Annotated in this window: 15 protein-coding genes; 7 read left to right on the top strand and 8 right to left on the bottom strand. The window is 69.7% G+C overall.

The genetic code is table 11. From position 1 onward, the window contains the following. Positions 1-77: 77 nt before the first annotated feature. A complete protein-coding gene (locus ACH4RC_RS08180) occupies positions 78-1514 on the bottom strand; it encodes a regulator (protein WP_398196844.1) in 1437 nt (478 codons plus the stop codon). Between the two features lie 324 nt (positions 1515-1838). On the opposite strand from ACH4RC_RS08180, the gene ACH4RC_RS08175 reads away from it, so the two are divergent. The 5 genes from ACH4RC_RS08175 to ACH4RC_RS08155 all read left to right on the top strand — a co-directional run bounded on the left by ACH4RC_RS08175 (position 1839) and on the right by ACH4RC_RS08155 (position 5483). Further along, complete coding sequence (locus ACH4RC_RS08175) at positions 1839-2180, top strand: 5-carboxymethyl-2-hydroxymuconate Delta-isomerase (RefSeq protein WP_398196842.1); 342 nt, start codon at positions 1839-1841, stop codon at positions 2178-2180. A gap of 116 nt (positions 2181-2296) precedes the next feature. Further along, the gene (gene lipB, locus ACH4RC_RS08170; protein ID WP_398196840.1) at positions 2297-3094 is read left to right on the top strand and encodes a lipoyl(octanoyl) transferase LipB; all 798 of its coding nucleotides are present in this window, start codon (positions 2297-2299) and stop codon (positions 3092-3094) included. A 124-nt stretch (positions 3095-3218) separates the two neighbouring features. Further along, entirely contained in the window at positions 3219-4184 is a 966-nt protein-coding gene (gene lipA, locus ACH4RC_RS08165; RefSeq protein WP_398196837.1) for a lipoyl synthase, read from the top strand. A 323-nt stretch (positions 4185-4507) separates the two neighbouring features. Then, positions 4508-4705: a hypothetical protein gene (locus ACH4RC_RS08160; protein ID WP_361069087.1), complete on the top strand. Its 198-nt coding sequence runs from the start codon at positions 4508-4510 to the stop codon at positions 4703-4705. A gap of 73 nt (positions 4706-4778) precedes the next feature. Further along, the gene (locus ACH4RC_RS08155) at positions 4779-5483 is read left to right on the top strand and encodes a DUF4191 domain-containing protein (protein ID WP_398196835.1); all 705 of its coding nucleotides are present in this window, start codon (positions 4779-4781) and stop codon (positions 5481-5483) included. Between the two features lie 243 nt (positions 5484-5726). Here ACH4RC_RS08155 and ACH4RC_RS08150 read toward each other — a convergent pair whose 3' ends face one another. Continuing rightward, entirely contained in the window at positions 5727-6194 is a 468-nt protein-coding gene (locus ACH4RC_RS08150) for an RDD family protein (RefSeq protein WP_398196832.1), read from the bottom strand. Between the two features lie 188 nt (positions 6195-6382). Between ACH4RC_RS08150 and glnA the strand changes: the two genes are divergently transcribed. After that, positions 6383-7792: a type I glutamate--ammonia ligase gene (gene glnA / locus ACH4RC_RS08145; RefSeq protein ID WP_398196828.1), complete on the top strand. Its 1410-nt coding sequence runs from the start codon at positions 6383-6385 to the stop codon at positions 7790-7792. Positions 7793-8029: 237 nt separating this feature from the next. On the opposite strand, the gene ACH4RC_RS08140 is transcribed toward glnA, so the two are convergent. The 3 genes from ACH4RC_RS08140 to ACH4RC_RS08130 form a co-directional block, all read right to left on the bottom strand. Next, entirely contained in the window at positions 8030-12370 is a 4341-nt protein-coding gene (locus ACH4RC_RS08140) for a caspase family protein (RefSeq protein ID WP_398196825.1), read from the bottom strand. Further along, positions 12367-13227 carry a hypothetical protein gene (locus ACH4RC_RS08135; protein ID WP_398196822.1) on the bottom strand — a complete coding sequence of 287 codons (861 nt, stop codon included), beginning with the start codon at positions 13225-13227 and terminating at the stop codon, positions 12367-12369. The genes ACH4RC_RS08140 and ACH4RC_RS08135 overlap by 4 nt, the downstream gene beginning before the upstream one ends. Before the next feature lie 368 nt (positions 13228-13595). Further along, positions 13596-13757: a hypothetical protein gene (locus ACH4RC_RS08130; RefSeq protein ID WP_398196820.1), complete on the bottom strand. Its 162-nt coding sequence runs from the start codon at positions 13755-13757 to the stop codon at positions 13596-13598. Positions 13758-13956: 199 nt separating this feature from the next. Here ACH4RC_RS08130 and ACH4RC_RS08125 point away from each other — a divergent pair, with 199 nt between their 5' ends. Then, entirely contained in the window at positions 13957-14469 is a 513-nt protein-coding gene (locus tag ACH4RC_RS08125; RefSeq protein WP_398196817.1) for an XRE family transcriptional regulator, read from the top strand. Between the two features lie 17 nt (positions 14470-14486). On the opposite strand, the gene ACH4RC_RS08120 is transcribed toward ACH4RC_RS08125, so the two are convergent. The 3 genes from ACH4RC_RS08120 to ACH4RC_RS08110 are packed head-to-tail and all read right to left on the bottom strand — an operon-like array spanning position 14487 to position 17966. Further along, a complete protein-coding gene (locus ACH4RC_RS08120; RefSeq protein ID WP_398196815.1) occupies positions 14487-15209 on the bottom strand; it encodes an ANTAR domain-containing response regulator in 723 nt (240 codons plus the stop codon). Positions 15210-15222: 13 nt separating this feature from the next. Beyond that, positions 15223-16071: a GAF and ANTAR domain-containing protein gene (locus ACH4RC_RS08115; protein ID WP_398196812.1), complete on the bottom strand. Its 849-nt coding sequence runs from the start codon at positions 16069-16071 to the stop codon at positions 15223-15225. Positions 16072-16094: 23 nt separating this feature from the next. Further along, entirely contained in the window at positions 16095-17966 is a 1872-nt protein-coding gene (locus ACH4RC_RS08110; protein ID WP_398196809.1) for a CheR family methyltransferase, read from the bottom strand. Positions 17967-17975 lie beyond the last annotated feature (9 nt).

Raw genomic sequence — 17975 nt, 5'->3', positions numbered from 1 at the left:
GGGCCCGGCCGGTTACGGGACCGGGCCGCCCGGGGCCCGGCCGGTTACGGGACCGGGCCGCCTGAGGCCCGCCCCTGTCACCCCAGCGCCGCGACCTTCTCCCGGTACCCCCGGACGGGCCCCGCGTCGCGGTACGGCTCGAGGCGGCGCTCGAACTCGCGCACATACTCGTGCGCCCGCACCGACCGCATGTCCGCCGCCGCGGTCGCCGCCTCCGCGCCGAGCGCGCACGCCGAGTCCAGCTCACCGAGGCCGAGCCGCGCGGAGGCGAGCACGACCCGGCAGAACAGCCGGCTCCGCGCGAACCCCGGCGCCCGCAGCCGCAGCGACCGCTCCGCGTGCTGCGCCGCGGTCCGGTACAGCTGGAGATCCCGGTGGCAGTGCCCGAACTCGTCGGCCAGCTGCGCCTCGTCGAAGAACCGCGCCCAGTGCGGCACGTCCTCCCCGGTCCGCGCCGCTTCGAGCGCCCGCTCGGCCCGTACGAGCGACGCCGTACAGGCCCGCACCTCGCCGAGGACACCGTGCCCGCGCGCCTCCACGGCGTGCAGGAGCGCCTGGAGGAGGGCGGGCGCGGACGCCCCGACCCCCTGCTGCGCGACCCGCGCCAGCTGCACCGCCTCCCGGCCGTGGCCGAGGTAGACGGCCTGCCGGCTCATGGTGATGAGGACGTACGAGCCGTACATCCGGTCCCCCGCCGCCTGCGACAGCCTGAGCGCCTGCACGAAGTACCGCTGCGCGAGCCCGTGCGCCGCGATGTCGTACGAGGTCCAGCCCGCGAGCCGGGTGAGATCGGCGACGGCCGCGAAGAGCCGCCGCCCGGTCTGCTCCCCGTACGTGCCGCGGAGCATGGGCTCGGCCTCGTGCTCCAGGTAGCGGACCAGCGCCTGGCGCGCGTGCCCGCCGCCGTAGGCGTGGTCGAGGGCGCGGAACAGTTCGCCGACCGAGCGGAGCGCCTGGATGTCGCCGCCGGTGACCCGGTGGCCGGGACCGCGCTCGGTCGTGGTGCGCTGGCGGGGCACGACGGGCCGCCCCTGCGCGGGAACGCGGGGCGGTGCCTCACCCCGTATGACGCGGTCGTCGGCGCGGCCGATCAGCCAGTCGCGGCTGGGCACGACGAGCCCGGCCGGGGTGAACGCGATCTTGCGGAGCTCGGCATGGCTTCCCGAGTCCTTGCGCCACAGACCGCTGACGATGTCGACGGCCTCCTCGGGCGAGGCCGCGAACTCCAGGCCCGCGTAGACGGGGGCGCACGCGTCGAGCCCGAGGTCCTGGGCGGAGAGGCGGCGGCCGAGGCGGCGGGTGAACACTTCGGCGATCAGTGCGGGGGTCGTCCCACGCGGCTGCTGCCCGCGCAGCCATCTGGTCACCGACGTCTTGTCGTACCGCAGGTCAAGACCGTGTTCGAGCCCGAGTTGGTCCACGCGGCGGGCGAGGCCCGCGTTGGAGAAACCAGCCTCCGCGATGAGCGCGGCGAGCTGGCGGTTCGGTGTGCGCTGCGGAGGTCGTTCCGTCATCAGCTGTGCGGTCTCCTGCCTTCCGGGCCGGGGTGCAGCCCTCATGGAACGGCGCGAATGTAGCGGCGATATTCGGCCTGCACCGGGTCTTCAAGGACCCTTCATCCGATCGTGTGACGAACTCCGCAGAGAGTGGACGCGGCGGCACCCGAAGGAGGTGCGGACGACGTGTGGACGGGGCGGTCCGGAGGCTGCCTCCGCTCAGGCATACGATGCCTGTGCACTACACCGAGAAGTACTGGGCACCGGTGAGCGGTCGGCAACGGCCCGGATCCCGGCGTACCGCCGCCCAGTACTCGGAGAAGTACCCGGAAGGTCTGTCCCGTGCCTCACATCGTCATCGACTACTCCGACGGCCTCGCCGGCACGGTCGACGTCCCCGCCCTCGTGGCCGAACTCCACCCCCTCGTCGTCGAGCGCGTCAGCTCGGTCGGCGTCGGCAAGACGTTCGCCCGGCCCTCCACCACGTACGTGGACGGGCTCGCCGCCACGTTTCTGCACGTGGAGGTCGGTCTGCTCGTGGGCCGCCCGCAAGCCGTGAAGAACGCGCTCGCCGAGGACGTCCTGGCCCTCCTGGACAAACACGTATCGGCGGCCCCGGGTGTCACCTGCTCAGTGGAGGTGCGGGACCTGGACGCCTCGTACCGCCTCTTCCCCACCCACTGAGAGCCCGCCCCCTGGCCCGGGACCGCGAGCCGTACAGTTGTTCCGGGCGCGATATGTGCACGGTGCGGCCTGCTCCGCGCGGTGCGGCTGGTCAGCTGGTTAGGGAGGCACTTGCCGTGAGTGAGTTCCGGTTCGTCCGCATGGGGTTCGGTGCGGACATGGTCGAGTACCAGGTCGCCTGGGACGAGCAGCGCCGTGTGCACGCCGCCCGTTTCGCCGACGAGGTGCCCGACACCTGTCTGCTCCTGGAGCACCCGGCGGTCTACACCGCGGGCCGGCGCACGGCGCCCGAGGAGCGCCCCCTGGACGGCACCCCGGTCATCGACGTGGACCGCGGCGGCAAGATCACCTGGCACGGCCCGGGCCAGCTCGTCGGCTACCCGATCCAGAAGCTGCCCCGCCCGGTCGACGTGGTCGCGCACCTGCGCCGCCTCGAGGACGCCGTGATCGCGGTCTGCGCGGAGTTCGGCGTCGAGACCTCGCGGGTGGAGGGCCGGGCCGGAGTCTGGGTCCTCGGCGACCCGGTGGAGCAGCGCCCGCAGCCCGGCGGCCTCACCCTCGACTTCGACCCGCGCGCGGCCGACCCGGAGTTCGACCCCCGGCTCAACGGCCCGGAGTACGCCCCGTCCAACGCGGGTCAGCGCCGCGAGGACCGCAAGATCTGCGCCATGGGCATCCGCGTCGCCAAGGGCGTCACGATGCACGGCTTCGCGCTCAACGTGAACCCGGACACCTCGAACTTCGACAAGATCATTCCGTGCGGCATCCGCGACGCGGGCGTCACGTCCCTCTCGTACGAACTGGGCCGCGAGGTCACGATCGAGGACGTGCTCCCGGTCGCCGAGAAGCACCTGCGGCGCGTCCTCGGCGAGGCGGACCTGCACCCGCGCACCGTCGAGAAGGCCACGGCGTAACGGCCCCCGCCCGCCAGGCCGGGAATGCACCCCGAAGGCCAGAGGTTGGCGTTCGGTAAGGGCCATGAACATCACGGGCGTACCCTGATGTACGCCGAGGAATCAAAGCTTTAGGGAGCCGGTCGTGTCCGCAGTCGCACCCGACGGACGCAAGATGCTGCGCCTGGAGGTCCGTAACGCTCAGACCCCCATCGAGCGCAAGCCCGAGTGGATCAAGACCCGGGCGAAAATGGGTCCCGAGTACACGAAGATGCAGAACCTCGTGAAGTCCGAGGGCCTGCACACGGTCTGCCAGGAAGCGGGCTGTCCCAACATCTACGAGTGCTGGGAGGACCGCGAGGCCACGTTCCTCATCGGCGGTGACCAGTGCACCCGTCGCTGCGACTTCTGCCAGATCGACACCGGCAAGCCCGAGGCCCTCGACCGTGACGAGCCGCGCCGCGTCGGTGAGTCCGTCGTCACGATGGACCTGAACTACGCCACGATCACCGGCGTCGCCCGCGACGACCTGGAGGACGGCGGAGCCTGGCTCTACGCGGAGACGGTCCGCCAGATCCACGAGCAGACGGCGAACCGCGCCGACGGCCGTACGAAGGTCGAGCTCCTGGCCCCCGACTTCAACGCGGTCCCCGAGCAGCTGGCCGAGGTCTTCTCGTCCCGCCCCGAGGTCTTCGCGCACAACGTCGAGACGGTCCCGCGCATCTTCAAGCGGATCCGCCCCGGCTTCCGCTACGAGCGTTCGCTCAAGGTCATCACCGAGGCCCGCGAGTACGGCCTCGTCACCAAGTCCAACCTGATCCTGGGCATGGGCGAGGAGCGCGCCGAGGTCAGCGAGGCGCTGCGCCAGCTGCACGACGCGGGCTGCGAGCTCATCACCATCACGCAGTATCTGCGCCCCTCCGTGCGCCACCACCCCGTGGAGCGCTGGGTCAAGCCGCACGAGTTCGTGGAGCTGAAGGAGGAGGCCGAGCAGATCGGTTTCTCCGGCGTCATGTCGGGCCCGCTGGTCCGCTCCTCGTACCGGGCCGGCCGCCTGTTCCTGATGGCGGTCGAGAAGCGGGGCGCGTACGTGGCCTCGCAGGCCGTGTGAATTCCCGCACAAGTCGTTACCGGCCAGTATCGGCCTGAAGGGCGCGGTCCCGAACGTCCCCGCAGATGAGGACGGCGATCGGGGCCGCGCCGACGTTTGAACGGTGCCCGCCAGGGCTTCATCACGGTTTGACCGCCCGGTCACGTCCTGGTAACACCAATCAGTGACCCTGAAATCACGCCTCGTGCACCTTTCACCAAAGCCGTGATCCGTTCTGGCACCAGTTCCGCGATCCGTCCCGTGATCAGTTCCGAGCCCGTGATCAGTTCGAGCCCGTGATCAGTTCCGATTCCGTGATCCGTTTCCGAGGGGGGACCTCACCCATGCAGGCCGCGCCCGTACGCGCCACCGCGATCCCGACCTTCACCGACGCCCTGCGGGCCGTCGAGTCGCTGCTGATGAGCAGCGGCCAGCGCACCGCTCGCCGCAATGCCTGGACCTCCGTCCTGGAGGACCGCCGCCGCGCCAAGGACCGGGTGGAGGCCCAGCGCGTCCTCGAATCCTTCGGCTCGCGGGGCTGAGCCAGGGCCCTTCGCCGGGCGCCGGGCCGGTGCTGCTGTTCATCGGCGGCCACCGGCCACGTAGACTTCGAACATGGCGAGGAAGGAACCTGCAGCGGACGCTGCAAACACCGGGCGACTCAAGCAGATCGCTCTGACCTACAAGATGACCCGCAAGGTCGATTCGAAGATCGGTCTTGTACTCGCGGCTGTGGGAATCGTCACCTTCGGTGTCTTCCTCGCGATCGGCTTCTTGATCGGTCACCCCATCTATCTCGGAATTCTCGGCTTCCTGCTCGCCTTCCTCGCGATGGCGATCATCTTCGGGCGCCGCGCCGAGCGAGCGGCCTTCGGCCAGATGGAGGGCCAGCCCGGCGCGGCGGCCGCGGTGCTCGACAACATCGGGCGCGGCTGGACGACGACCCCCGCGGTCGCGATGAACCGCAGCCAGGACGTCGTGCACCGAGCGGTCGGCAAGGCCGGCATCGTGCTCGTCGCCGAGGGCAACCCGAACCGGGTCAAGACCCTGCTGGCCGCCGAGAAGCGCCGGATGGCCCGCGTCGTCGCGGACGTCCCGGTCCACGACATCCTCGTGGGCAACGGCGAGGGCCAGGTCCCGCTCAAGAAGGTCCGCACCACCATGCTGAAGCTGCCCCGCGTTCTTCCCGGTCCGCAGGTGACCGCCACGAACGACCGGCTGCGGGCGATGGGTGACCTGATGTCGAACATGCCGCTGCCGAAGGGGCCGATGCCGAAGGGTATGCGGATGCCTCGGGGCGGCGGCGGCAAGACGAGGTGACCCTCCGCATCCTCCGCTGACGTTCATGAGAGGGCGCCCCGAGCTTCTGCTCGGGGCGCCCTCTCATGTGTCCGTCTGTTCTTCGTCTGTTCTTCGTCTCTTCGTCCGCGGGTCTCGTCGTGGCTGGTCGCGCAGTTCCCCGCGCCCCTGAGAGGCGCACTGCGTGCGCCGACTCGGGGAGGTGCGCGCGTGACGTGCGCGCGCCTCCAGGAGCTGCGGCGGAGCCGAACGCTTCAGACGACCTCAGATACGGACCTCTACGGACTTCGCGAGCCGATCGTGCAGGCCCCGCCCATCCCGGTCCCAGACCAGCGCGGGCACGACCACACACAGAAGCAGGGTCCGCACGACGACCCGCCCGAGCCCGAGCCGCCCGCCCGCCTCCGAAACAACCCGGAGACCGAGGATCCGCTTACCCGGCGTACAGCCGATCGTGCCGACGGTCAGGACGCCGAGCACGAAGAAGATGAGCAGCGCCCAGTTCCCCGTAGCCTGGTCGTAACCATGCGTGATGAGGCCGTATGCGATCAGCATGCAGAGCGCCCAGTCGATGACGAGCGCGAGGAGGCGGCGGCCGGGGCGGGCGATGGAACCGGGCCCGTGTTCCGGAAGGCCGAGCTGCTGGCCGCGGTATCCGAAGTCCGCGCCCGACTGTTCCAGGGCCTCGCGGGGCCCGGACAGCCACGATCCCATTGCTTCCCTGTTGTCCACGCATCCACGGTACTGCCCTCGGCCGCCCGGCCCGCCTGACCCCCCGGGTCCGGTTAACTTGAGCGAAACAATTGGGTCATGCTTGAGAAACCACGTCTGCCTATGGTCAGGTCCAGCGTGTGCCACCGCACCGGCCGCACCACCGAGCTGCAAACCCCGCCCCTCCGGGTGGGAGTAGGAGGAGTTGGATGTTCCAGAACGCCGATGACGCCAAGAAGTTCATCGCGGACGAGGACGTCAAGTTCGTCGACGTCCGGTTCTGCGACCTGCCGGGTGTGATGCAGCACTTCACGGTGCCGGCCGCGGCGTTCGACCCGACGGAGGAGCTGGCCTTCGACGGCTCCTCGATCCGCGGGTTCCAGGCCATCCACGAGTCCGACATGGCGCTCCGCGCCGACCTGACGACCGCGCGCGTCGACCCGTTCCGCCGCGACAAGACGGTCAACATCAACTTCTTCATCCACGACCCGATCACGGGCGAGCAGTACTCCCGCGACCCGCGCAACGTGGCGAAGAAGGCCGAGGCCTACCTCGCGTCGACCGGTATCGCCGACACCGCGTACTTCGGCCCCGAGGCCGAGTTCTACGTCTTCGACTCGGTCCGCTTCGAGACCTCCGCCAACCGGTCGCTCTACGAGATCGACTCCGAGGCGGGCGCCTGGAACACCGGCGCCGTCGAGAACAACCGCGGCTACAAGGTCCGCTACAAGGGTGGTTACTTCCCGGCCCCGCCGGTCGACCACTTCGCCGACCTGCGCGCGGAGATCTCCCTGGAGCTGGACCGTCAGGGCCTCCAGGTCGAGCGCCAGCACCACGAGGTGGGCACGGCCGGCCAGGCGGAGATCAACTACAAGTTCAACACGCTGCTCGCCGCGGCCGACGACCTGATGCTCTTCAAGTACGTCGTGAAGAACGTCGCGTGGCGCAACAACAAGACCGCGACGTTCATGCCGAAGCCGATCTTCGGTGACAACGGCTCGGGCATGCACGTCCACCAGTCGCTGTGGTCCGAGGGCTCTCCCCTCTTCTACGACGAGCAGGGCTACGCGGGCCTCTCGGACATCGCCCGCTACTACATCGGCGGCATCCTGAAGCACGCCCCGTCGCTCCTGGCCTTCACCAACCCGACGGTGAACTCCTACCACCGCCTGGTCCCGGGCTTCGAGGCGCCGGTCAACATGGTGTACTCGCAGCGCAACCGCTCCGCGGCCATGCGTATCCCGATCACGGGCTCGAACCCGAAGGCCAAGCGCGTCGAGTTCCGCGCGCCGGACCCGTCCTCGAACCCGTACCTCGCCTTCTCCGCGCTGCTCATGGCGGGCCTCGACGGCGTGAAGAACAAGATCGAGCCGGCCGAGCCGATCGACAAGGACCTCTACGAGCTGGCTCCCGAGGAGCACGCCAACGTCCAGCAGGTCCCGACCTCCCTCCCCGCGGTCCTCGACGCCCTCGAGGCGGACAACGAGTACCTCCAGGCCGGCGGCGTCTTCACCTCCGACCTCATCGAGACCTGGATCGACTACAAGCGCACGAACGAGATCGCCCCGATCCAGCTCCGCCCGCACCCGCACGAGTTCGAGCTGTACTTCGACATCTAAAGAGCATGATCGGCCGACCTGGGAGGAAGCCCTGGAAACCTTCCGTGACCTGCGAGAACTCAACTCAGTAGTTCTCATCGTCACCGCTTGCTTTCCACCCCCTTGTGCATCGCGTGTGCACCGGACGGCCCACACTCTGACTTAGCGTCAGGAACGACAGCGAGGGCCGCTACCCCTGAGCCGGGGCAGCGGCCCTCGCTGTCTTATTCAGGCTCTGCGCACAACTGAGAGGCGGCACTACTGCCGCAGGATGCTCATGGTCTCGCGTGCCTTGGCGAAGCGTGGCTCACGCGGAGGACGCTGCCCGAAGACCGCTATATCGGCGCCCATGCTCAGTACGAGATCCCCCTCGGTCGTAAGGGCGACGGCCTGGGGACTGCTCGCCGCCAGGAGCCCGGCGGGCTCGCCTGTACGAAGGTTCCACGCCCGTACCGTCCCATCGAGCTCACCGCCGCTGGAAACCGCGATCGGAGTGCCGTTCAGGACGGTGCACGCCACCGCGCCCACCGGGCCGTTGTGACCGATCAAGGGCTGGTCGAGCGGCTTGCCGGAGAGCAGGTCCCACGCCAGCACCTTCCCGTCACTGCCGCCGGTTACCGCGACCGGCATGCCGTCCAGGCTCGTACACGCCACCGCGAACACTCCGCCGTCGTGTCCTTCCAGGGGCGAGCCGATGGGCTGGCCGGACGGCAGATCCCATAAGCGCACCGTCCCGTCGCCCCCGCCGGTCACCGCCAGCGGCCTGCCCTGCCAGCTCACGCACGCCACCGCGCGCACCCAGCCCTCGTGACCTCTCATGGGAGGACCGAGGGGCGTACGGGAGGCCAGATCCCAACCTCGTACCGTCCCGTCTTGTCCGCCGCTCACCGCGAGCGGCCTGCCCTGCCAGCTCACGCACGCCACCGCGCGCACCCAGTCGTCGTGGCCGGTCAGCGGTTTGCCGAGGGGGGTGCCGGAGGCCAGATCCCACACGCGCACCTTGTGGTCCTCGCCGCCGGTCAACGCGGCCTGTCTGCCATTCAGGCTCGTGCACGCCACCGCGTACACCGTTCCATCGTGCCCGGTCATGGGCCTGCCGACAGGGGTACCTGAGGTCAGATCCCACGCCCGTACGGTTGCGTCGCTGCTGCCGGTCACCGCGACCTGTCTGTCGTTCAGGCTTGTGCACGCCACGGCGTACACCCAGTCGTCGTGGCCGGTGCGTGGATTGCCGAGCGGAGTGCCGGCGGTGAGGTCCCATACCCGGACCGTCCCCTTGCCCTCGCCGCCCCCGGTCACGGCTACAGGGGTGTCGTCCAGCCTCGTACAGGCCACCGCGTTCACCCAGTCGTTGTGGCCGACCATTGGCTGTCCGATGCGGGTACGAGAGGGCAGATCCCACAGGCGTACCGTCCTGTTGCTGCCGGTCACCGCGACCGAATCGCCCGACCACGCCACTGCTCGCACCCAGTCGTCGTGGCCGGTCAGGGGTTTGCCGAGGGAGGTACCTGAGGCCAGATCCCACACGCGCACCTGGTGGTCCTCGCCGCCGGTCAACGCAACCGGCCTGCCGTTCACGTTCGTGCAAGCCACCGTGTAAACCCTGCCGTCGTGACTGGTCAGGCCACCGAGGCGGCTCAGGGAACCGAGGCGTGTTCCGGAGACCAGATTCCACGCGAGCACGGTGCCGTCACTGCCGCCGGTCACCGCGATGGGCACGCCCTCCCGGTACGTACACGCGACCGCCAACACCTCGCCCCTGTGGCCGGTCAGGGCATCGCCGAGGGGCGTACCGGAGGCCAGGTCCCACACCCTTACGGTGCCGTCACTGCCGCCGGTCACCGCGATGGGCACGCCCTCCCGGTGCGTACACGCGACCGCCGACACCGTGCCTGTGTGGCCGGTCAGGGGCTGGCCGACAGCCGCACCCGCGGCCAAGTCCCACACCCTCACCGTTCCATCACCGCCGCCTGTAACGGCGACGGGGGTGTCGTCCAGCTTCGTGCATGCCACCGCGAGCACCTTGCCGTCATGGCCGGTCAGGGGCTGGCCGACAGCCGCACCCGCGGCCAAGTCCCACACCCTCACCGTCCCGTCGTCGCCGCCGGTCACCGCGACCGTCCTGCTGCCCAGGCTGGTACACGCCACCGCTCTCACCCTGTCCTTGTGGCCGGTCAGGATGTCGCGCAGCGCCGGGGAAAAGTTGCTTCCCGTGGCCCACCGGGGTGCCCAGTTCCCCTCCGGGATGTGGTCGGCCGACTGCTGCTGCAGGGAGTCGGCGCCGGCCCGCGCGGCATCCAGGGCGAGTACCTGTCGGCGGACATCCGGGGTAGCGGTTCCGTGGACGCTGATGGAGGCGCGGTAGACCGCTGCCGTCAGCCGGGCCGGTTCGGTGGACGCGTGGTGCAAGTGTGGGGTGAGGCCGCGGGGAGTGGCGTGGGCAAGGTATTCGGTGTCAGTGATGGTCTCGTCGAGGCGTCCGGCTGCGGCGGCGTGAGTGGCGAGGTAGTTGAGGGTGTAGGGGTGTGCGCAGGACCAGTCTCGGGTGGTGTCGGCGCGATAGGGCACGCGGTCGGTCAGGACGTCGGTGAAGGCTGCATGCACGGCTTGCGGGTCGATGCCTTCGCGCAGGTGCTCGGCCAGGGACTGGTGGTAGAGGCGGTAGGCGGAGCGGTCGGAGTCGGTGGCTTCCACGACGTAGGAGCCGGCCGTGTCGCGCAGCCACAGCAGCTCGGCGTCGGTGTAGGTACGGCCGGAGACCGCGGAGGCCAGAGGGGCCCAGATGTCTTCCCAGGGCAGACCCTGGCCTTCGGCGAAGGCCAGGGGGCGCAGGAGGTCCGCGGCCCGTTGCGCGTCCGGGCCCAGGCGGTGCGTGAGGTCGTCGTGCATGGCCTGTCCGGGCAGGCGGGGCAGGCTGTTCTGCCACTGCCGGTCCGACGGGTCGGCGATGACATCGTCGGCTGCGGCGAGGGTGCCGGCGGCGATGCGGGCGACGAGGAATGACGTTCCGGCGGCAGCGGCGACCGCTTGGGCGACCGGAGCTGCTGCTTCGGGGTGCCGGCTGTAGGGAGAGGTGCGGTGGGCGCCGAGCAGGTTGTAGACGGTGTAGGCCTGTAGCGCCTCGGGGTCGGCGTAGCGGGGGTCGTCGAGGTCGACGACCTGCTCGCTGGTGGAGTGGTGCTTGGCGGTGATGCCGAGGCGGTCCAGGAGGTGCGGGCGGGTGCCGAGCAGGAGGCGGATGCGGCCGTCCGAGTGGTCGATCAGGGGGCGCAGGATCTGTGAGCACAGGGTGTCGGGTGTGGCGGCCTCGTCCAGGGCGTCGATGAGGACGGTGAACGGCCGCTCGCCCTGCCGAGCGCCCAGGGTTTCGAGCAGTTCGCCGACGGTTTCGGCGTGCACGCGGGCCGCGGCGGCCAGTGCGTGCAGCACGTCGGTGTCGGTGTGGTTCTGGGCGTAGACGGTGACGTCGAGCGCGCCTTGCTCGGGGATCATCCGGGGGGCGAGGTTCAGGGAGTCGATGGGGACGGTGCGGCGGCGCTCGGGATGGGCCAGGGCGGCGATCAGGCCGAGTACGGCCGTCTTGCCCGAGCCGGGGCCCGCGGTGACGACCTGGCACGCCGATTCGCTGCCGGTACCGGGCGAGCGGAGCCAGTTCGCGAGGTGGCCCAGGGCTGCGTGGCGGCCGCGGAACCACCAGCCCTGGGCGGCATCGCCGTGGTAGCCCATGGCGCGTACCAGCAAGCGGGTGGTGAACTCGGTGTCGCGGCGCCGCGCCTGTTCGTCGAACTCGGCGGCCTGCTGGATGGCCAGGTCCACGTCGGTCAGCCGGGTGCTGTGACGCGGGTTGGGCAAGAACGCGGGCGTCTCCTCGGTCAGCCCCATTTTGTTGCAGTTGATGCGCTGGTACCCGGGCCGGCCGGATTGGTTGTTCATCTGCTGCACCACTGCTTCCACCGACAGCGTCTCCGGGCCGTGCCCGGCGGTGGCCAGGCTGCCCACGGCCTGGGTGAGCAGGTCGGGGAAGGCACCGGTCCTGGCCATCTGGTGCGGCTGGGCGGAGGAGACGACCACCAGCCCCGAGCCGGTGGCCTCTGCCCACTGCGCGCTGATGCCCTTCAGGGCGGCTGCGGCCAGTTCGTTGCCGCCCTGCCCGGAATAGCAGGTGTCCAGCAGCAGCAACAGCCGCCGTACCTTGGTGTCCCGCAGGATCGTCTTGGCCAGTTCCGCGGTGGGCAATGTGGTGTGGGTGATATCGGCGGGGTCGGTGTCCGTGGTGAACAGGACGTGTTCGCCGCCGTCGTCGAGGACGTCACCATGGCAGGAGAGGTAGACGGTGACCAGGTCGTCCTCGCGGCGGTCCTCGGACTTGCAGAACGCCCGCAATTGGTCGGGCAGCTGGGAACGGGTGGGGTCCAGCCCAAGGCCGGTGTAGTGCTGGTATCCCAGCTCGCCCGTGAACAGCTCGATGACGCGCTCACGCGCCTCGACCAGTTCCGTCCGGTTCCAGTCAGGGAACTTGGGGTACTTGGAGACGGCGGTGGCGATCAGGAACCGGCGCGGCCCCTCCGTACCCGCACCGTCGCTGGGCAGAGCGGTCATGCCAACCCTTCCGTGATCGCCCGCCCGCACAACTCATCGGTCAGATACGCGGTCGCATCATGCGCGTGGGAACCGTTGTGCACCCGCGCCGAACGCAGGCCCTGACCGAACGCCGGGCGCAGATCCTTCACCAACGCGACGACATCACCCTCATCAGCGATGTTCGTCCACACCAGGCCCTGCCCACCCGGCCACACCCCCTGCACCGAGCCACCCGACCCGACCGGCCGGGGCTCCAGCCGATGGAAAATCAGGTTCGGGATACCCAGCGGAGAACCCAGGGTCACCAAGGCCCGCACCCGATGGCCGGGCAGGGTGCACAGCGCCTCATAGGCGACCACCGAGCCCAGGGAGTGCGCCACCACCACCCGGGTGTCCTCCCCGATGGCATCGATCACCCGAGTACGGGCTTGGGTCCGCAACTCGGCGTCGAGGAGGTAGCGGTGGACCTGTTTCAAGTCGGAGACCATGGAGCGCAGGGCGAGACCGGCGAAGAACCGCGACCCCGACAGGGCCCGCAACGCAGCCTGCACGGAGCGCGGCGTCGCAACGAGGGTGTCCGCACCAGGAGGCACTACGCCGGGATCGGCCTCGGCCGCCGAACGCCACCAGGCCAGCAGCAGCTCCTGCTCGAAACCCTCGCCCACATCGGCGGCCGTGAAGCGAGGATCCCCGACCGCGAGATACTGGCCGGCCGGTCGGAACAAGTCCCCATAGAACGCCATCGCCATATCCGACTCGGACACGGCATCGCCGGCCCCCGCGCGACGCAACCCATCGGCCATAGCAGGCTGCCACTCCTTCAGCAGCGTGCCCTCGCCCAACAGTTGCTTGCCGATCCCGTGCACCCCCACCACACGCGGCACAACAACAACCCCCGGACTCGTCTCAGCTGTAACACGCACTGTAGGCACAACCACCGACCACCATGCCAGCAGCGGCTGGATCCGGCGCGTGATCTACATAAGGAGGCGAAATATCGACACCACAATGGCGGCCAGGAATACGCCTCCTACCCCTGACCGTTACGGAAGTCTCAAGAGAGGCGGCGGATCCGCCTGACGCTTCCCCAGTGCACCAGTTGTGCACCGATCGACCCACCAAACGCATATCTGTGCAGGTCAGAGCATTCCTCCACCTCTACTTCGACATCTGAACCGCGCGGCCCGGTCACCCCGTAAGAGAGCCCCACCTGACTCAGGTGGGGCTCTCTTCGTTCCCCCAGCTACTCCCCCAAGACGCTGCTCGCCTTCGGTACGCCGCCGCGCAGCCCCTCGTAGTGGTCGGCCAGGCCGAGCAGGCGGTGTGCGGTCGTGCGCATCGTCTCGAGGTCCAGCGGGCGCTTCTCCGGTCCTTCGGCTGCTTGTGAGTGGACGGTACGTTTCATGTGTCGGCGCTCCTCGTAGCGTTGGCCACGCCCCCGGACGTTCGCGCGTCGCGGGGGTCTCACGTCGACTCTGCGTCCCCCGCAGGGACGTATCCCGTCGCCCGGCACGGACAGTTGGGCGTCCTGCGCGCTAGCGTGTCTCGTTCCCCACGCACGGAACAGGCAAGACGGTGCTCAGGTACTGGGAGTTGACGAAGAGATGCTGTGGCCGCAGGTAGTGAAGGACCGGATCAAGACCGGCACCGATCTGGAGCTGGTGCACGGCTATCCCTGTCGCTCCGCCGCACCGTCGTCGCTGTGGGCCGATCTCGCCGAGGGCGCCACGAACGAGATCTTCCTCGCGGGATACACGAACTACTTCTTCTGGTCACAGGTCCCGGCCTTTCCCGACCTGCTGCGCCGCGGGACCGAGGCCGGGTGCCGCGTCCGCTTCCTGATCGGGGATCCCGACGGCGAGGTGACGCGGCAGCGAGAGGTCGTCGAGAACACGGCCCTGTCCGTCTCGAGCGCCGCCGCCGATGCGGCCGCTCACGTCGCCCTGAGCGTCTTCCGCTTCGACGACAACGCGCTCGTCACACCGCATCTGGCCCGCATGGTCGGCCATGACTCGCCGATGCTGCACCTGCGCCGCCATGCCGAGGGAGGCATGTTCGACCGCTTCCGCGATCACGCGGAGGAACTGTGGGGGCGAGGCGTCCCCGTCACGACGTAGCGAGGCGGGGCGCGGTATCACGCCCCCTTCGGCAGATCCCCGCTCTCGATCACCTCGCGGCTGGCGTCCGCCACCTTCCGCTGGTGCGACCGCGCATACTTCCGCAACCGCGAGAACGCCTCGTCCAGGGAGATCGAGTGCTGCGCGGCGAGGATGCCTTTTGCCTGTTCCACCACTACGCGGCTGGAGAGGGCGTGTTCCAACTGGCCCGCCAGGACCCGGCTCTCCGTCACCTCGCGTTGGAGCGAGAGCGTGTGGGCGGCGGCGTCGGCGAAGGAGCGGGCCAGGGAGAGGGCCTTTTCGTCGAGGCTGCGGCCGGGGGCGCCGAAGAGGACAAGGGCGCCGGCCGGGCCGTCCTTGGCGGGGAGCGGCAGCGCGGTGACGCGGGTGTGGCCGAGGGTCTTGACGCGGGCGGTCCAGCGCGGCCAGCGGGCGCGGGTGGGCTGCGTGGTCGTGTCCACGTCGATGAGGGCGCAGCCGGTCGTACGGACGTCGTAGCCGGGGCCCTCGGGCCAGGAGGCCGCGTCCGCGGCGAGCGAGCGGAGGGCGTCGTCCGTGCCGTCGGTGGAGACGGGCGTGGCACCGGGCGCGTAGTGGACGATCGCTCCGGGCGCGTCGAACAGCCGCCTGCCGCCCTCCACGAGAGTGGCGAGCAGGTTCTGTGTGTCGAGCGGGTCCTGGGCGGCCGCCCCTGTCAGTTGGGCGAAGACCGCCGCGAGTTCCTGCTCCTGGAGCGTCACGGTGGAAGACCTCTCAGCCGAGTTTCAGTTGTCCGTGGACGATATCCCGGGCCACGTCCCCGATGGGGCGACCATCGGCGAACGCACGGGCTTTGACCAGTTCCAGCGCGTCGCCGACCTGGCAGTGCAGTTGAATGGCGACCATACCGGCCGCCTGGTGGACGACGGCCCGGTAGTCGACGCCACCGAACAGGCCGGGTACCGCGTCCTGGCCGATCAACACACTCCTGGTGAGGGCGTCGGCGACCTCGGCGACCTGCGTCGTGGTGGTCATGCCGGGCGGCGGGTCGAAGACGGCGAGCGCGCCGATGCATTCGCCCGGCACCTGGAGCGGCACCGCCACCACCTGGGCGATGCCGAGAGATCTGAGCGCCGGGCCGTACCCGGGCCAGCGGGTGCTCAAGGCGGCCTCCGCCGCCTCGACGGCGCAGCGGTCGCGCACGGCGTCCCGCGCCGGGCCCTCGCCGAGCACGAACTCCAGATCCTGCGCCGTGTTCGAGGACGGGTCGGAGGAGGCGACCGCGACCTGATTGCGCTCGCCGTCGACGAGGGTCACCGCGACGCTGCGCGTGCCGCACGCCTCGGCGACGCCGGTCATGAAGAGGGGTTGCGGTCCCCCGTCGCGGGCCCACTGGCCGGTGCGGCGGGCGTGCGCCTCCAGGAGCTCCGCGGCGACCTTGTGGCGGGTCGCGGTGGTGCGGTGCACGTCGGCCAGGCGCAGGTACAGGTCGTCGGCGGTCCTGGCCGCCAGCGATTCGTAGCGGTCGACGAGTGCGAGGGCGCGGTCGGCGCGCCGACGGGCGGTGGCCGCACGCTGCCGGGCGAGCGCGGCCTGTGTCGGCGAACCGGCCCTTGACTCCATGGTGTCAGCCTACGCCCGCCGGTTCAGGTCGCACCGACGCTTCGGCCTTCTTCCATCAGAAGGACGACACCGCCGCGGTGGCCGTCGAACGGACTGCACTGCACGGAGCAGACGAAGCTGCGGCCGAGCCGGTTGACCGCGTCGATCTCCACGGGCGCGCCCCGCTTGCCGGAGCTGACGCAGTCCTCCACGACGGCGCGCAGCCGCTGCGTGGGCAGTCCGAAGTCCAGTCCGAAGAAGGGGGTGTCGAGCACCTCGTCCGTGCGCAGGCCCCACAGGTCGATGGCGCCCCGGTTCCAGCTCTTGACGTTGAGCTTCTTGTCGAGGACGACGACGGCCGCGGCGATGGAGGTGAGGACGCCCTCCAGGAAGGCGCGCGCCTCGTCCAGCTCCTCGCTGCGGATGCGCGTCTCCTCGTTCATGGTCTCCAGCTCCTCGTTGCCGGACTGGAGCTCTTCGTTGGTGGTCTCCAGCTCCTCGTTGGTGGACTGGAGCTCCTCGTTGGTGGTCTCCAGCTCCTCGATCGAGGACTGGAGCTCCTCGTTGGTCGTCTCCAGCTCCTCGTTGGTGGACTGGAGCTCCTCGTACGCCGTCTCGAGGTCCTCGCGTACGCGCTTGATCTCGGCCTTGAGTTTGGTGGCGACGGTGACGTCGGTGAAGGTGATGTTGGTGGCGGCGGGCAGACCGCCCGCGCCGACCAGCGGCTGCACGGTGATGTCGAAGAACTGGGCGTCCTCGCCGGCTCCCCTGCGCTCCGCGCCGTTGACCCGCAGGGTGCGGCGCTCGTGGGTGGCCTGGTCGATCAGGGAGCGCAGTTCGACGGGGCGGTAGGAGATCTCCAGGTCCTGGAAGGGGCGGCCGATGTCGTTGGTCGTCAGGCCGAACTGGACGCGGGCGTGGTTGTTGATGAGGACGACGATGCCGTCGGTGTCCACGGCGAGGGCGGCACCGGGTGCCGCGTCGAGGACCAGGTCGCGCACCTGCCGGTTGCGGGCGACGCTCTGCAGTTCGCCGCCGAAGTGGGGGCGCAGCTTGGGCGGGGCCGGCTGGTACGGGGTCGCCGCGTTGCCGGCGCGGCGGCGGAAGATGCGCTGGCGCATGCTGACGACGTCGAACCGGTCGGCGTCGTTGAGCAGCATCTCGGCCTTGCCGAGGAAGAGGAAGCCGCGCTCGCGCAGGGCGAAGTGGAACCGGTCGATGATCTGGGTCTGCGCCTCGACGTTGAAGTACATCAGCGCGTTGCGGCAGACGAGGAGGTCGAGGCGGGAGATGGGGGCGTCGCGGGTGATGTCGTGGCGGCCGAAGATGACGCGGCGGCGCAGGTCGGGCCGGAAGCTGAACTGTGAGCCGTTCACCTCGAAGTACTTGTCGCGCAGCTCGGGGCTGAGCGGTTCGAGGGCTCTGCCCGGGTACAGGCCGGAGCGGGCGTCGCGCAGCGCTTCCTCGTCGACGTCGGTGCCGTAGATCTTGACGCGGGTCAGCGTCTCCTCGATGCCGAGGTGCTCCGCGAACATGATCGCGAGCGAGTACGCCTCCTCGCCGCTGGAGCAGCCCGCGCTCCACACCCGGATCTCGTCCTGTGGGCCGAGCCGTTCGAGGAGTTCGGGGATCACCTCGTGCTGGAGGAAGGTCCAGGCGTCGGCGTCCCGGAAGAGGGAGGTGACGTTGATGAGGATGGTGTTGAACAGGGCCCGGAACTCGTCCGCGTTCGCCTCGAGGAGGTCACGGTAGTCGGCGTAGGCGTTGATGCCGACGTCGGCCATGCGCTTGCGGATGCGGCGGCCGAGTGACGAGCGCTTGTAGCCGGTGAAATCGAAGCCGCGGGCGTCTCTCAGGAAGCCGAGGAGGTCCTCCAGCTCCTCGTCCGTCTCCGCCGCGCGGGGCGCTTCGCTCATCGTCGTCTA

The sequence above is a fragment of the Streptomyces sp. NPDC016845 genome (assembly GCF_044332585.1).
Taxonomy (GTDB): domain Bacteria; phylum Actinomycetota; class Actinomycetes; order Streptomycetales; family Streptomycetaceae; genus Streptomyces.
This window is presented reverse-complemented; position numbering and strand designations above follow the sequence as displayed.

Bases quoted from the DNA above. Each gene is read 5' to 3' on its own strand.
- ACH4RC_RS08180 (WP_398196844.1), bottom strand. From the start codon at position 1,514: ATGACGGAACGACCTCCGCAGCGCACACCGAACCGCCAGCTCGCCGCG.
- ACH4RC_RS08160 (WP_361069087.1), top strand. From the start codon at position 4,508: ATGCAGGCCGCGCCCGTACGCGCCACCGCGATCCCGACCTTCACCGAC.
- ACH4RC_RS08155 (WP_398196835.1), top strand. From the start codon at position 4,779: ATGGCGAGGAAGGAACCTGCAGCGGACGCTGCAAACACCGGGCGACTC.
- glnA (WP_398196828.1), top strand. From the start codon at position 6,383: ATGTTCCAGAACGCCGATGACGCCAAGAAGTTCATCGCGGACGAGGAC.
- ACH4RC_RS08140 (WP_398196825.1), bottom strand. From the start codon at position 12,370: ATGACCGCTCTGCCCAGCGACGGTGCGGGTACGGAGGGGCCGCGCCGG.
- ACH4RC_RS08130 (WP_398196820.1), bottom strand. From the start codon at position 13,757: ATGAAACGTACCGTCCACTCACAAGCAGCCGAAGGACCGGAGAAGCGC.
- ACH4RC_RS08125 (WP_398196817.1), top strand. From the start codon at position 13,957: ATGCTGTGGCCGCAGGTAGTGAAGGACCGGATCAAGACCGGCACCGAT.
- ACH4RC_RS08115 (WP_398196812.1), bottom strand. From the start codon at position 16,071: ATGGAGTCAAGGGCCGGTTCGCCGACACAGGCCGCGCTCGCCCGGCAG.
- ACH4RC_RS08110 (WP_398196809.1), bottom strand. From the start codon at position 17,966: ATGAGCGAAGCGCCCCGCGCGGCGGAGACGGACGAGGAGCTGGAGGAC.